Here is a 15,077-nt window from a genome sequence, read left to right as displayed (position 1 = left end):
CCTGTTTTCACTTATAAATTAAGTTTATTACCCGACAATCTCTGCCTGAATTTTAAATCGCACCACCCCAATAGCCCTATAGAATAGCGGCGATACAAGAAACCCAAAACCTGGAATAATAATGACGAACCTGCTGCGCAAACATCTGGAAGACCAGCCACTCAATTATGGCCATGGCAAAATCTCGGCCTTTATTGCCATTAGTTTTGGGCTGCTGGCTTGCCTGACTGCATTTTGTTTTTTATTTCCCAATTTGCTCACCATGCCGGAATTACGTTCCGTTTATAACCCGCTGCTCATCAAGGTGCTGCTGTTTAGTGGCATTGGGGTGGGCTTTATCGCAGGACTGTGCTCGGTATTTCGCAATCCTAACCGCCTGTGGGGCCTGAGCGGCATTTTCTTGAATACCTGTGCGGCCTTGCTGGCCAGCGGGCAAATTGAAGGAAGTCCTTATGAAGCACGCAATGTGTATGCCGGGCTGGATTACTTTATTTTAACCCTGCTGGTGCTGGCACTGGTGTTTATTCCCATGGAACGCATGTTTGCCAAGTATCAGCAGCAAAAAATCCTGCGTAAAGGCTGGGTGACTGACCTTAAGTATTTTATGTTTAGCCATCTGGGGATTCAGCTGCTGGCCTTTTTTACCATTATTCCGGCACAGGTGTTATTTAACCAGTGGATTAATCCGCGACTGCATCAACTGGTCAGCAGCCAGCCACTGGCATTACAATTTCTTGAAATCCTGCTGGTGGTGGATTTTTTTAGTTACTGGATTCACCGCAGCATGCACAAGGTGCCACGGCTTTGGCGCATTCATGCCGTGCACCACTCCTCACTGCAAATGGACTGGCTGGCGTCCAGTCGCGTGCATGTGGCTGAACTGATCCTGAACCGTTTTGTGGGTTATATTCCGTTGCTGTTTTTAGGATTTTCCCCGGCAGCCACCTATGCTTACCTGATTTTTATTTCCTTTCATGCCATTTTTATCCATGCCAATGTGCGCTTTCGCTTTCCATACCTGCGCTGGATGATTGCCACACCCGAGTTTCATCACTGGCATCACTCTTCGGAAGATGAAGCACTCGACAAAAATTTTGCAGCCTTTTTGCCAATTTACGATGTGATTTTTAAAACTGCTCACATGCCTGCCCATTTACCACAGCGTTATGGCACCACGCCCAGCACCAAAGTGCCGGAAGGCTTTGTCGATCAACTGATTTATCCATTTAAAAAACGCAAGAAAAAGAAAGCTGCACCCTAAACTTATAAATAGCACTAATCACTATTAATGAATACAACAACAGGATTAAACCATGACAGCATCCTATACCGAAGCCCGCGAAACTGACATTCAGCGCTGTGGCTGGTGCAGCAATAACCCGCTCTACCAGCACTACCATGACCATGAATGGGGCAAGCCCAGCCATAACCGCCAGCAGTTGTTTGAAATGCTGTGTCTGGAAGGCCAGCAAGCGGGCCTCTCATGGATTACCGTGCTGAAAAAACGGGACTGTTATCGGCAGTGCTTTTTTGATTTTTTGCCTGAAAAAGTGGCACAGCTTGGTGAGGCTGAGATTAACCAGTATCTGCAAAACCCCGGTCTGATCCGCCATGCCGGCAAGCTCAATGCCATTGTAGCAAATGCGCAGGCGTGGCTGGCAATGGAGCAGCATGGCTTTAATATGGTTGAATGGCTATGGTCATTTGTCAATGCAAAACTACAACCACAGGCTCTTCAGAATTACACACAAAACCCTGTTCAAATCGCGGCCAGTCTGGCAATGTCAAAAGCACTCAAAAAAGCCGGTTTCAAGTTTGTCGGGCCAACCACCTGCTATGCCTTTATGCAGGCTGCAGGGTTGGTAAATGACCATGAAGCCGGATGCAGTAGCCGTTTGCTGGCTACCCATTAATTTTTTATTCACGCAAGGAACACAGCATGAGTATTATCCGTACCTATGCCGCTCTCGAACCGGGCCAGCCCCTACAACCTTATGACTACGATGCCGGCGAACTCAAAGCCCACGAAGTTGAAGTCAAGGTGGAATATTGCGGGGTATGCCATTCGGATTTATCCATGATTGACAATGAATGGGGCGGCGCCAAATATCCGCTGATTGCCGGGCATGAAGTGATTGGTACGATCACCCAGCTTGGCAGTGAAGCCCGTGGGCTAGAGGTTGGCCAGCGGGTGGGCATTGGCTGGACTGCCGATAGCTGCCAGCATTGCGATTGCTGTATAGGCGGCAAACAGGTGCTGTGCCAGAATGGCACCACAGCCACCATTGTGGGCCATGCCGGGGGCTTTGCTGAAACCGTACGCGCGGGCTGGCAATGGGTCATTCCAGTGCCGGATGACTTAAACCCGGAAGTGGCTGGCCCGCTATTATGCGGCGGCATTACCGTGTTTGATCCCTTGCTGCGCCATAATATTCAGGGTGTGCATAAGGTTGGGGTGATTGGCATTGGTGGCTTGGGCCACATTGCCATCAAGCTGGCCAAGGCATGGGGCTGTGAAGTGACCGCCTTTAGTTCCAGCCCGGATAAAACCCAGGAAATTCTGGACATGGGCGCGCATCAGGTAATCAATAGCCGTGATAAAGACCAGCTCAAAGCCCTGCGCGGCCAGTTTGACCTGATTATTAATACCATTAATGTCAGTCTGGACTGGATGCCTTATTTTGCAGCCCTCGCACCGGAAGGCAAGTTTCATACGGTTGGCGTGGTGCTTGAGCCTTTAGCCGTGCCTGCTGGTGTCTTGATTGGCGGCGCCAAAGCAGTGACGGGTTCGCCGACGGGTTCGCCGCTGGCATTACGCCAATTGCTGCGCTTTGCGGCCCGCACGCAGGTTGAACCCACGGTTGAAGTATTTCCCATGTCACAAATTAATGAGGCAATCCAGCATTTGCGTGATGGAAAAGCCCGCTACCGGGTAGTACTTAAAGCGGATTTTGAATAAATTTTTTGATCATGTCTTAAAAACAAATGGCCTGCTCGAACTTTAACTGGTTCAGCAGGCCATTTTATTGCTTTCACACGTTATCACTACACAGAATTTTATAGGCTAATGCAGTGTTTCTCTTAAAGCCAATTTAGACAGGTTATTTTCTGGCAAGCCATTTGCGCCGAATCAGCATTAAGCTACCCAAGCCCAGCAACATTCCCACAGAAATACTGCCACCACCGCCTGAACCTGAAGTACTGGCTAACTGTTGCGCCTGCTGCTGTTCCTGTTGCTGCTGATATGCAAGCGGATCCACATAACTTAAAATCCAGCTGGCATAATTGGCAACCCGGGTATACACGCCGGGCAAGATGCGCTCACCGCAAGGCGTGTCTTCACCCCAGCTGGTAATACCCGCCAGCAAAGGCTGACCTGAACGGATATTTACCACCAAACCTGAGCCACTGTCACCCGCGCAGGTGTCCGCAGGGTCTTGCTGGTCTGCCCCGCTGGCACACATCATGTTGTTTGTCACAGGCCAGCTCTTGTTATTGTAGAGATAGCGACTGCTACCACAGTTGACAATCTTAAGCTGCCCTACCTGCAAGCGTGAGGGATACAGCGTTTCCTGTGTGCCATTACTGGCGGTTACCACGGTTTCACCCCAGCCTGCCACCTGAGCCAGGCTGCCCAGCGCTGTATACTGGCTGGCCTGTGCGGGCTGTAGCCAGTTAATTGTGTCACAACGCAGGCCACAGGCCTGTAAATCAACGGGTTCTGACAGCTTCAACAGGGCAATGTCCTTGTCCAGATTAACCCCGGCATCATAACCGGGATGAATAATCTGCCGACTCACCCGGATCACCTGGGTGGCTGGGCTGTTAATCTGATCAAGGTCTACTGTTCCTGCGACCACATAATGATCAGTAATTAGCTGCTGCTCAAGCGTCTGCGGATTAAAGCAATGCGCGGCTGTGACTACCCACTGTGCATTAATCAGGGTACCGGAACAAATATAGGCAGCCTGTCCATCAGCGTTTTGTGCAAACAGGGCAACCTGCCACGGCACCTGTGTACTGCTGGCTGTTGTTCCATTGACCACAGTCGGTTTGGCAATAATGATATTTTGGGTTTCTGTGGCCACGGTATTGATGGCTGTATTGGCCTGTACTGGCACAGGCAAGCTGAAAAACACGCTGGCGATCATGCCAGACCAGTAAGGATTAATTTTTTTCAAGGGAATGCCTGCCTGCACCATAAGACAACGCATTATGGGTCTGAAAATTTCTGTCAATCAAGAGAAGCTCTACCCGGAGTTTTAATGCCGGGTAGATGATTTGTTATTTTTTGGCGTACGGGTCTTTAACCATGCTGAGCTGTGCATTCTGATAACGGCTGTTTTTGACATAGTCCTTCATGCGGCCCAGCATCTGGTACGGCTGCTGCTGTACAAACATATTGGCCACAGCCAGCGGAATCACCCCGCCCGGATCTCCATAACCTGTGGTGGATACTTCTGTTTTGGCAGGTCCCAGAGGTTTCAGGGTCCAGTCCCCTTCATAATGGGTTAGGCGAACCACATTATGGCGCGGTGGAACCCGGTTATCATTAATTGCCTTGTTTTTAATAGTCACTGTGCCGTCACTGGCCTGACTGATTTTGCCCTGAATCAACAGGTCACGGTCCTGCAAGGGAAACGGAAAATCCAGCTGCATACGAATGACAAAACTGTTTTGCGCCTCATTACGATCCACCACATTCACTGCACTGACATACGGCACCCACTGAACCAGATAGTCGGTATCCAGAATCATGGCAGCAATACTGGTGACATTGGCATTAATGACGGTAGTAGCGCGGTAGTTAAAGGCGGGATTATCCGGTAGCTGATAAGTCCAGACCTTCACCCCGTTTTTATTGATGGCCAGTTTTGCTTTGGACATGTCGGCTGCTGCGTGACCTGTCCCCAGGGTAAGCAGGCTTAGCCCAATGGCATAGCACAGCTTGCGCGCAGTAGACCCGCTGACGGTGTTTTTCATATGTAAATATCCTGCCTGATCAGCGTATACGGCTGAGTTTTCGTTGTTGTGCCCTTAATTTTTTAATGACAATACATCCTGCATGTCATAGCGCGCAACCGGTTGCTGAATCACCCAGGCGGCTGCACGCACTGCGCCACTGGCAAAGTTCATGCGGTTGGTGGCCAGATGCTTGACCTCAACCCGCTCGCCTTCACCAATAAACATCACCGTGTGTTCACCCACAATATCGCCACCCCGGATGGTTTCAAAACCAATGGTCTGGCGCTCGCGTGGCCCAGTATGACCTTCACGTCCGTAAACCGCAACGTCTTTGAGGTTACGTCCCAGCGCGTTAGCCACGGTTTCACCCATCATATAAGCCGTACCGGAGGGTGCATCCACTTTATGGCGGTGATGGGCTTCAATGATTTCAATATCCACGGTTTCACCGAAGGCTTTGGCCGCCAGTTCCAGCATTTTAAGGGATACATTCACGCCCACCGAGTAGTTGCCGGAATACACCACAGGAATATGCTGCGCGGTGTCACTCACCAGCTGCTTTTGTACATCAGATAAGCCTGTGGTGCCAATGACAATAGCAACCTTTGCATCACGGCAAATCTGCAAGTGGGTTTCGGTGGCTTGTGGCGTGGAAAAATCAATTACCACATCACACTGGTGAATCACCTCTTCCAGACTGGCGGCCACCTGCACGTCCAGCTTGCCGACGCCTGCCAGTTCACCCGCATCAGTGCCAATCAGTGAGCTACCGGGGCGCTCGACTGCTGCAGCAAGCGGATAGCCTGCCTGATGCACTGCCTGAATCAGCATGCGGCCCATACGGCCACCTGCGCCCAAAATCCCAATGCGTGGTGAAGTTGCCATGCGTACTCCTAATGCCCTAATTACCGAATGCAAAAATCAAATAATAACCGGGTTAACGGGTGAAAGGGTCTTAATGATCAATGACCCCATAATCTGAACACACTACTATAGAGCAATTTTGGAGCAAGCTACAGATTTGCCTGCAAATTCTGGTTTTTGCCATTTTTATCTCATAAAAAGGACATAAAAAAGCCTGCTTTCAATCAGCAGGCTTTTTGATGTCCTTTTTGGTCAAATCAGTGATTAATCAAACAGGCGCTCAAAAAATGATTTTTTCTTGGGCGATTGCTGGTCATCACCATCCAGTGTGGCTTGCAGTTCCTGTAACAGTTCTTTCTGGCGGCTGGTTAGATTCACCGGAGTTTCCACTACCACGCGGCACAGTAAATCACCCACCATGCTGGTACGTACGGGTTTTACGCCCTTGCCACGCAGACGGAACAGTTTGCCAGTCTGGGTGCCTTCAGGAATCTTCAGGCTCACGCGACCATCAAGCGTTGGAATTTCCACTTCCTTGCCCAGCGCTGCATCGGTAAAGCTAATCGGCACATCCATATACAGGTCGGCACCATCACGCTGGAATACCGCATGCTCGCGCACCACCACTTCGACATACAAATCGCCAGGCTGAACACCCGCACCGCCTGCTTCACCCTCACCGGTCAGGCGAACGCGGTCACCATTGTCTACACCGGCGGGAATACTGACTTCCAGCGTGCGCTTGCGTTCGGCCACGCCTGCACCATGGCAGACATTACACGGATTTTTGACAATCTTGCCACGACCCTGACAGGTATGACAGGTTTGCTGAACTGAAAAGAAACCCTGCTGCATGCGCACCTGACCCGAACCATGACAGGTTTGGCAGGTGGTGACATCTTCAGGGTTTTTAGAACCTTTACCATTACAGGCTTCACAGGCTGCTGGTGCTGTAAAGCTGATGGTTTTTTTCACACCCTTAACCGCTTCTTCCAGGGTCAGTTCCAGCACATAACGCAGGTCTGCCCCACGGCGCTGACGCTGGCCACCACCGCCACGGCCACCAAACATGTCGCCAAAAATATCACCAAACTGGCTAAAGATATCCTGTGCGTTAAAGCCGCCACCACCGCCAAAGCCACCCATGCCTTCAAAGGCACTGTGTCCCATGCGGTCGTAGGCAGAACGCTTGTCGCTATCGGACAAGACTTCGTAGGCTTCCGAAGCTTCCTTGAATTTTTCCTCAGCGTCCTTGTTATCAGGATTACGGTCCGGATGATATTTCATGGCCAGCTTGCGATAGGCCTTTTTAATTTCGTCCTCGCCTGCACCTTTGGATAACCCTAAAACCTCGTAGTAGTCTCTCTTTGCCATGGCTGGCATAACTCCTAACCAAAATCAATTAAACAATTGCGGCTAATCTTGGGGCAATGTGCTGTTTTTGCAAGCACTATTTTTCATAAAAAATGCGGCGAATGCGTGCCCGGCTAAAAAACTGCCACCGTACAAAGAAAAACCAATGTGAAATGAAGCGCTTGCTGTAACCAATCAGCAACTTGTTTGAACAGGACAATGACAGTGATTTTTGTCCATTGGCCTACAGTAAATCCATAACAAACCATTAGGCCACAAATGTCACTGCTAAGGTTACTGCCGTAGACAGACTAAACCCGTTTTTTTAAGCGGAAAGGTTTTAAACCCTACCGCTTGAGGCCTTTTAACCGATACTGACTGGAGTTGATCCGATGTCTATGTCCTTGAAATTTTCCATACTAGCCATTGCAGGACTCCTGTGCCTGACCGGCTGCGGCCACAAAGCCAACCTGCCCATTGATGCCAGCTATGGTTCTAATCCCGTATTGCCCGCGCCACAGAAAAACTTGCTCCCCACGGTACACATTGCACCAGCCAAGGGTTGGCCTGCCAATACCATGCCCGTTGCAGCCAGTGGATTAAAAGTACAAAAATTTGCGGGTGGCCTGATTCATCCGCGCTGGCTGTATGTGCTACCCAATGGCGACGTACTGGTGGCTGAAACCGATGCCCCGCCCAAGCCGGAAGACAGCAAGGGCATTAAAGGCAAAATCATGACACTGGTGATGAAACGTGCGGGTTCATCCCATCCCAGCGCCAACCAGATTAGCCTGCTGCGTGACACCAATGGCGATGGAGTTGCCGACCAGCACACCGTATTTTTGAAAAACCTGAATTCGCCATTTGGCATGACGCTAATCGGCAACACGCTGTATGTAGCCAATACCGATGCTGTGGTCAGCTTTCCTTATCAGCCGGGTGCTACCAGCATTAATACAACGGGCACCAAGGTGCTAAATTTACCTGCTGGGCCAATTAACCATCACTGGACCAAGAATGTGATTGCCAGTGCCGATGGTAGCAAGCTGTATATTACGGTTGGCTCCAACAGTAATGCCGCTGAAAAAGGGCTGGACAATGAACAGGATCGCGCGCGCATTCTGGAATTTGATATTGCCAGTGGCAAGGTACGTCCTTTTGCCACTGGATTACGCAATCCCAATGGCATGGACTGGCAACCACAAACTGGCGCACTCTGGACTGCGGTAAATGAGCGCGATGAAATTGGCAGTGATTTGGTGCCGGACTATATGACGTCGGTTAAGGATGGCGGTTTTTATGGCTGGCCGTATAGCTACTATGGCCAGCATGTGGATGCCCGGGTAAAGCCACAAAATCCGGAGCTGGTGGCGCGCGCCTTAAAGCCGGACTATGCACTGGGTAACCATACTGCATCTCTGGGCTTAAGCTTTTATCAGGCGGATTTAATGCCGCAATATAAAAATGGCGTATTGATTGGCCAGCATGGCTCGTGGAACCGCAAACCGCGCAGTGGTTACAAGGTGGTGTTTGTGCCGTTCCAGAATGGTCAGCCCGCTGGTAAACCGCAAGATGTACTGAGTGGCTTTGTTAATGCCAAAGGCGACGCCATGGGCCGTCCAGTGGGTGTGGTTGTAGACAAGGCTGGCGCGATTCTAGTGGCTGATGACGTGGGTGATGTGGTGTGGCGTGTGTCACCAGCAAGCTGAATGTAGTTGCAGGGGTTTAATGGATGATGGGCAAGCCATGGCAAAACCTGTTATGGCTTGTCTTTTGCCTTGAACCGCTCCGAGAAGTGAAGAATCAGAAAACTCACCATGGACAAGATTACTGCAATTTCATAACGACCGTAAGCAACCGAAATGCCAATTGCGCCTGTGTTCCATAAGCTGGCAGCCGTTGCAGTCCCTTTTACCCCCGCCTCACTTTTAAAAATTGCACCGCCACCAATAAAACCCATGCCAGTGATAATAGCGTACATCACTCTGGCCTCAGCATCTGACCCTTGGTACATATCCCTGCCAACCAGCATAAATGCACACGATGCAATGGTGACCAGTGGAAATGTTCTAAGTCCGGCGCCACTATCTTTCATTTCGCGATTCAGGGCAATAGGCAATGACAACACAAACGCAATGCCCAGTTGAAAAAGATGATAGGCCATTAACGTTAAGTTAAAATCAAATTCAAACATGTGGCCTTTACTGCTCTAAATTGGTTTAAGGATTATTCAACTTATGATCTATAACACTTACAAGCACCTTACAGAGAAGCTCATTGAACCAATAATTATGCATTTTTAGTAAATTACTTTACCTTTGCTCCAGTACAGTAAACCTTTTACGCTACGATAGATTAGCCACAATGTGGCCAATCCCCCCATACTCGCTGCGGTAATGGCGCTGTAAAAACCTATGCCCTGTGTCACTGGCAACCAGAACAATGGCAATAAAAACAACGCCGCAAATACCACCAGGGCTAACAAACCTACACAACTGCGCATAATCCACAAATGATGGGAACGTAGCCAGACATCCTGACTCTGGTTTAAAAAGTGATGACTGCTCCATAGCGCAATCAGTACGCCAAACCCTAAAAGCACCGACAGCAACATCAGGCCATAATTGATCCCTACCCACTGCTGCTGTGAAAATGCTGGTCGCGCGGCCATATTGTTCCTTTTCCACCCCGGTATTTTTAGCCCAACGCCTGATTATTACAAAAATCGTAAAATCCAGATAGTAAACTAGGCAAAATTATCTACTGGCTATTTCTAACTCTTCCCTGATAGCCATGTGTAGGCCATGTCAGCCGCTGAGTATATCAAAACTCCTTACTGCATCAGACAGCATTAAAAAATAAACCTGCGGTGCATTAGTTAGTCTTTAGTTAGTCCGTGAGGTGAAGCATTTTCAAGGTTTTTTGATCAGTGGCAGTGATCCGCGACAGTGCCTCGGCAAATACTGAGTTTTCATCGGTAATAGCGGCAAACAGGGTCATACAGGATGAAAACTTTAATGCATCAATACTACCAAACAGGGAAAGTACCGACTGACCTGAATCCAGCACGGCCTTGGTGATTTGTTGCAAGCGGGGGCCGAGTACAGGATGGTTCAGATAGTCCTGTGCCTCGGCGCGGTCACGGATGCCAAAGTAAACCGACGTGGAACTGTGGCCAAGGCCGCGCAGTTGCGGAAAGATATACCACATCCAGTGCGATTGCTTGCGGCCATTTTGAATTTCACGCAGGGCCATTTCATAACTGGCATCCTGTGCTTCCACAAAGCGGTTCAATGAGTCTGTCATCAGTTTTTTCCTACACTGTGCGGTATGATCAGGTGTTTTGCCACTTACTGTTTTGCTATTAGCCGTTGTGCCATAAGCTTGCCCTATATTTCAACCAGCTTATGGCACGGCCTGATCTTCACCACTGTGGTCAAATTAGCTGACTTGAGGCGGTTTGACCTTAAACCACGCGGCATACAGTGCAGGCAGGAACAGCAGGGTTAATGCGGTAGCGACAATTAATCCGCCCATAATCGCCACTGCCATTGGCCCAAAGAAAATGCTACGTGATAGTGGAATCATGGCCAGCACCGCTGCCAGTGCCGTGAGCACAATGGGCCGAAAACGCCGCACGGTTGCTTCAGTAATGGCCTGCCACGGACTCAGGCCACTGCTGATGTCCTGCTCAATCTGGTCAATTAAAATCAGCGAGTTACGCATAATCATGCCGGACAAGGCAATGGTGCCCAGCATCGCCACAAAGCCAAACGGCTTGTTGAGCAGCAGTAAAAACAGCACCACGCCAATCAGGCCCAGCGGGGCGGTAAGCATCACAATTAGCGTGCGTGACATACTGCGCAATTGCAGCATCAGCAAGGTCATTACCACCACCAGAAATAATGGCATCCCGGCATTCACTGAAGCCTGGCCACGGGCAGAATCTTCTACCGTTCCACCTACATCCAGTAAATAGCCACTGGGCAATTGCTGGCGAATGCCATCCAGCGTGGGTGAAATCTGGTTGACCAGTGTCACGGGTTGCTTATTGGTGCGAATATCCGCACGCACGGTCACCGTAGGCAAACGGTTGCGATGCCAGATAATGCCTTCCTCAAAGCCATAGCGCAGGTTGGCAATTTGTGCCAAAGGCACGCTGCCGCCATTGCTGCTGGGCACGGCAAGGCTGGCCAGATTTTCTACCTGTGCCCGCTCACGTTCGGCACCACGGATGCGAATTTGAATTAGCTCGCGTTTTTCACGATATTGGCTAATGTCCATACCGCTAATGGAACTTTGTAAAAATTGTGCCAGCGTGCTGCTGTCTACACCCAGTGCCCGTGCGCGATCCTGATCAATGTCCAGATAAATGATCTTGCTGGGTTCCTGCCAGTCCAGATGCACATTGGTCACATTGGGATTTTCACCAATCTTGGCTGCCACCTGACGGGCAATCTGGCGTACCTGCTGCATGTCTTCACCGGACACCCGGAACTGTACCGGATAGCCGACAGGCGGGCCATTTTCCAGCAAAGATACCCGGTTGCGCACCTCGGGGAATTGTTGATTCAAGGTCTTGATCAGCCATTGGCGCAAGGCATCGCGGTCTTCAATGCTTTTGGCCAGCACCACAAACTGGGCAAAGCTGGCTTGTGGCAACTGCTGGTCTAGCGGCAAATAAAAACGCGGTGAACCGGTGCCTACATACGCCACATAGTTTTCAATGCCCGGATGGCCTTTGAGCATTTTTTCAAGGCGCGCCACTTGGCTTTCCGTGGCTTTTAAGGACGCCCCTTCGGCCAGTTTTAAATCCACCATGATTTCCAGCCGGTTGGAAGGCGGGAAAAATTGCTGTTGTACCAGCCCAAATAGCATGATTGAGCCAATAAATGCCGCCACGGTAATGCCAATCACGGTTTTGCGATAACGCACGCACCATTGCACCAGACGACGGAACTGCTGGTAAAAACGGGTAGCATAGGGATCATGCGGGTCGTGCTCTATTGCAGTGGCCGATGGATTAATCACCTGATCTGCTGGAATTGAAGTAGAGACAGAAGACCGGTTTTTGTGCTTAAACCTTAACCACAGGCGCTGATACCACGGCGCCTGATGCTGCATTTGGCTTAAATCAGGCAGCAGCTTGTCACCCAAGTAAGGCACAAACATCACGGCAGCCACCCACGAGACCAGCAAGGCAATGGTCACCACTTCAAAAATGGAACGGGTATATTCCCCGGTGCCAGACTGTGCCGTTGCAATCGGCAAAAAACCCGCCGCGGTAATTAGTGTTCCGGTCAGCATGGGAAATGCCGTGCTTTGCCACATAAAGCCGGCGGCTTTAATACGGCTAAAGCCCTGCTCCATTTTAATCGCCATCATTTCCACGGCAATAATGGCATCATCCACCAGCAAGCCCAGCGCCAGTACCAGCGCACCAAGGGAAATTTTATGCAGGCCCACATCAAAATAATTCATGACGGCAAAGGTCATGGCCAGCACCAGCGGAATGGAAAATGCCACCACCAGTCCGGTGCGAAACCCTAGCGAAAAAAAGCTGACAATCAGCACAATAATGACGGCTTCAGCCAGTACCCGCACAAATTCGCCCACGCTTTCCTTTACCGCGGCAGGCTGGTCGGATACCTTGCTCAAGGTCATGCCAGCCGGTAAGGTGTCCTGCAAGCGGGCAAACTCAGTTTCCAGATTTTGGCCCAGTGCCAGAATATCACCGCCCTTTTTCATGGCCACCGCAATGCCAATGCCGTTGTCGCCCATAAAGCGCATACGTGGCTGTGCTGGCTCGCTAAAACCGCGGTATACCTCAGCCACGTCAATCAGACGAATGCTGCGGCCTGCCACATAAATCGGCATGTTTTTAATGTCATCGAGCGACTTGAACTGGCCACTCACCCGCAGTTGAATGCGATCGGTTGGCGTTTCAAAATACCCGGCGGGTACAATGGCGTTTTGGGCTTCCAGCGCTTGCTGCACGGCACTTAAAGGCAAGCCCAGACTCACGGCTTTGGTGTTGGACAGCTCAATCCAGATTTTTTCATCCTGCAAGCCAACCAGATCAACCTTACCCACATCCTTAACGCGCTGGAGCTGCAATTGCAGGCGATCCGCATATTCCTTCAGCACGGCATAGTCAAAATCCTTACCAGTGAGCACATAAATATTGCCAAAGGTATCGCCAAACTCATCATTAAAATATGGGCCCTGCACGCCAACCGGTAGGGTTTGCTTGATGTCACCCACCTTTTTGCGCACGTTGTACCATAGGTCGGGAATATCCTTGGAACGCATGGAATCACGCGCCATAAAGGTAATCATCGATTCGCCAGGCCGTGAATAGGCAATAATCTTGTCGTATTCCCCGGTTTCCATCAGCTTTTTTTCAATGCGGTCAGTCACCTGCAATGACACCTGCTCAGCGGTGGCACCCGGCCAGTAGGTTTGGATCACCATCACCTTAAAGGTAAAGGGCGGGTCTTCACTTTGTCCCAGCTTGCTGTACGACACAAAGCCAATCAGGGCCAACAGAATCATAAAAAACAGTACTAAGGCCCGGTTGTTTAAGGCCCATTCGGACAGATTAAAACGCATGATCTAGTCCTTTTTGGCCGTAATTGATGATGCAGTCTGAGGCATTGACTGCGCATTTTGTTGAAACACAGGCTGGTTATTGCGATTCACCGCGCGAACTTTCTGGCCCGGTTGCAACAAATGCACGCCGCCAATTACCACCCAATCCTGTGGGCTTAAACCAGCCAGCACCGGCACACTATCACGGCCATAAGCACCAATGCGTACCGGTTTTTTCATTAAGGTTGAATTGGCTGGATTGACGACCAACACATAGCTTTGCTGCTGCTCGGCTGTGACTGCTGCCAGTGGCACTTGCAAGGTTGCATTGGTGGCGGGATTGGTGACCAAAACCCGCGCACTCTGGCCAATCTTGACGGGTGCGCCTGCATTGGCAAAGGCAACCCGTACTGCAAAGGTACGCGAGGCATCGGCAGCCGGGGAAATTTCACGTACATAGGCGGGTAGCAATTGCTGTGGATTTGACCATAACGACACCTGCACTGGCTGGCGTGGCTTAAACTGTTCAATCATTTGTTCCGGCACGCCAATTAGCACTTCACGTTCGCCATCCAGCGCCAGACGGTAGACGGGTTGCCCGGCACTCACCACCTGTCCGGTTTCAATGCTGCGGCTCACCACCACGCCGCTTTTATTTGCATATAACGTGGAATAACTGGCCTGATTGCTGACCACATTTAAATTGGCCTGCGCCTGCTGCACATTACTGCGTGCGGTTTTGTACTGGTTTTCAATCTGGTCAAACTGCGAGCGGCTAATGGCATTGGCAGGCAACAACTGGCGATAGCGTTCCAGTTCGCCTTTGGCCGTACGCTCAACCGATAACGCGCTGTCCAGTTGCGCGCGAGCCGCACCCAGTTGCAGGTTGGCATCAGTGGAGTCGAGTACCGCCAGTGCCTGCCCGCTGCGCACCTGGTCACCCACTTCCACCAGCCGCTGGGTCACCTTGCCGGCCACCCGGAATGACAGGTCTGCTTCCTGCCGTGCCCGGACTTCACCGGAATAGCTGCTTTGACCGCTATTGCTGCTCAACGGTTGCGCCACCATCACGGCACGCAAGGGTGCTGGTGGTGGATCGGCTTTCTGGCAAGCACTAAGCCCGGCGGCCAAAGCCATTGCCAGCATGATCAGCAAATGTGTTGCCAAACGGCGCACCTGCTGTTCCCCAGTATGATTCATTGCCCCAAATTTGATGTGGTCACGCATGTTTTGGTATTCTTTTGTCAATTTTGCTAATTTTTATACTAATGAGTTTATAAAATAAAGTAAACCAATCAGTATAG

Annotated in this window: 13 protein-coding genes; 4 read left to right on the top strand and 9 right to left on the bottom strand. The window is 50.5% G+C overall.

Annotation, left to right across the window (positions count from 1 at the left end; translation table 11 throughout):
* Window positions 1-121 precede the first annotated feature (121 nt).
* Genes E2B99_RS09610 through ahr form a run of 3 tightly spaced genes read left to right on the top strand, consistent with a single transcriptional unit; the run spans window position 122 to window position 2,959 of the window.
* Window positions 122-1,261 carry a sterol desaturase family protein gene (locus E2B99_RS09610; protein ID WP_134244760.1) on the top strand — a complete coding sequence of 380 codons (1,140 nt, stop codon included), beginning with the start codon at window positions 122-124 and terminating at the stop codon, window positions 1,259-1,261.
* A gap of 52 nt (window positions 1,262-1,313) precedes the next feature.
* Window positions 1,314-1,913, top strand: coding sequence for a DNA-3-methyladenine glycosylase I (locus E2B99_RS09605; protein ID WP_134244759.1), 600 nt, complete (start codon window positions 1,314-1,316; stop codon window positions 1,911-1,913).
* Between the two features lie 26 nt (window positions 1,914-1,939).
* Window positions 1,940-2,959 (top strand): NADPH-dependent aldehyde reductase Ahr, encoded by a 1,020-nt coding sequence (gene ahr / locus E2B99_RS09600; RefSeq protein ID WP_134244758.1) that lies wholly within the window; start codon window positions 1,940-1,942, stop codon window positions 2,957-2,959.
* Between the two features lie 142 nt (window positions 2,960-3,101).
* Here the strand turns inward: ahr and E2B99_RS09595 are convergent, their stop codons facing one another.
* The 4 genes from E2B99_RS09595 to dnaJ all read right to left on the bottom strand — a co-directional run bounded on the left by E2B99_RS09595 (window position 3,102) and on the right by dnaJ (window position 7,203).
* Window positions 3,102-4,214, bottom strand: coding sequence for a S1 family serine peptidase (locus tag E2B99_RS09595; RefSeq protein WP_134244757.1), 1,113 nt, complete (start codon window positions 4,212-4,214; stop codon window positions 3,102-3,104).
* 70 nt (window positions 4,215-4,284) lie between these two features.
* Entirely contained in the window at window positions 4,285-4,983 is a 699-nt protein-coding gene (locus E2B99_RS09590) for an START domain-containing protein (protein ID WP_134244756.1), read from the bottom strand.
* Between the two features lie 54 nt (window positions 4,984-5,037).
* Window positions 5,038-5,850, bottom strand: coding sequence for a 4-hydroxy-tetrahydrodipicolinate reductase (gene dapB / locus E2B99_RS09585; protein ID WP_134244755.1), 813 nt, complete (start codon window positions 5,848-5,850; stop codon window positions 5,038-5,040).
* A 243-nt stretch (window positions 5,851-6,093) separates the two neighbouring features.
* Window positions 6,094-7,203 carry a molecular chaperone DnaJ gene (dnaJ, locus tag E2B99_RS09580; RefSeq protein WP_134244754.1) on the bottom strand — a complete coding sequence of 370 codons (1,110 nt, stop codon included), beginning with the start codon at window positions 7,201-7,203 and terminating at the stop codon, window positions 6,094-6,096.
* Window positions 7,204-7,574: 371 nt separating this feature from the next.
* Here dnaJ and E2B99_RS09575 point away from each other — a divergent pair, with 371 nt between their 5' ends.
* Window positions 7,575-8,891, top strand: a complete 1,317-nt coding sequence (locus tag E2B99_RS09575) for a PQQ-dependent sugar dehydrogenase (protein ID WP_134244753.1) — start codon at window positions 7,575-7,577, stop codon at window positions 8,889-8,891.
* 50 nt (window positions 8,892-8,941) lie between these two features.
* Here E2B99_RS09575 and E2B99_RS09570 read toward each other — a convergent pair whose 3' ends face one another.
* The 5 genes from E2B99_RS09570 to E2B99_RS09550 form a co-directional block, all read right to left on the bottom strand.
* Window positions 8,942-9,376, bottom strand: coding sequence for an MgtC/SapB family protein (locus tag E2B99_RS09570; RefSeq protein ID WP_134244752.1), 435 nt, complete (start codon window positions 9,374-9,376; stop codon window positions 8,942-8,944).
* Between the two features lie 105 nt (window positions 9,377-9,481).
* Window positions 9,482-9,853: a hypothetical protein gene (locus E2B99_RS09565; RefSeq protein WP_134244751.1), complete on the bottom strand. Its 372-nt coding sequence runs from the start codon at window positions 9,851-9,853 to the stop codon at window positions 9,482-9,484.
* A 218-nt stretch (window positions 9,854-10,071) separates the two neighbouring features.
* Window positions 10,072-10,488: a DUF1810 domain-containing protein gene (locus E2B99_RS09560; RefSeq protein ID WP_134244750.1), complete on the bottom strand. Its 417-nt coding sequence runs from the start codon at window positions 10,486-10,488 to the stop codon at window positions 10,072-10,074.
* 135 nt (window positions 10,489-10,623) lie between these two features.
* Window positions 10,624-13,794, bottom strand: coding sequence for an efflux RND transporter permease subunit (locus E2B99_RS09555; protein ID WP_134244749.1), 3,171 nt, complete (start codon window positions 13,792-13,794; stop codon window positions 10,624-10,626).
* Between the two features lie 3 nt (window positions 13,795-13,797).
* Window positions 13,798-14,973, bottom strand: coding sequence for an efflux RND transporter periplasmic adaptor subunit (locus E2B99_RS09550; protein ID WP_430981472.1), 1,176 nt, complete (start codon window positions 14,971-14,973; stop codon window positions 13,798-13,800).
* Window positions 14,974-15,077 lie beyond the last annotated feature (104 nt).

The sequence above is a fragment of the Alkanindiges illinoisensis genome, from assembly GCF_004377485.1.
GTDB classification, from domain to species: Bacteria; Pseudomonadota; Gammaproteobacteria; order Pseudomonadales; family Moraxellaceae; genus Alkanindiges; species Alkanindiges illinoisensis_A.
This window is presented reverse-complemented; position numbering and strand designations above follow the sequence as displayed.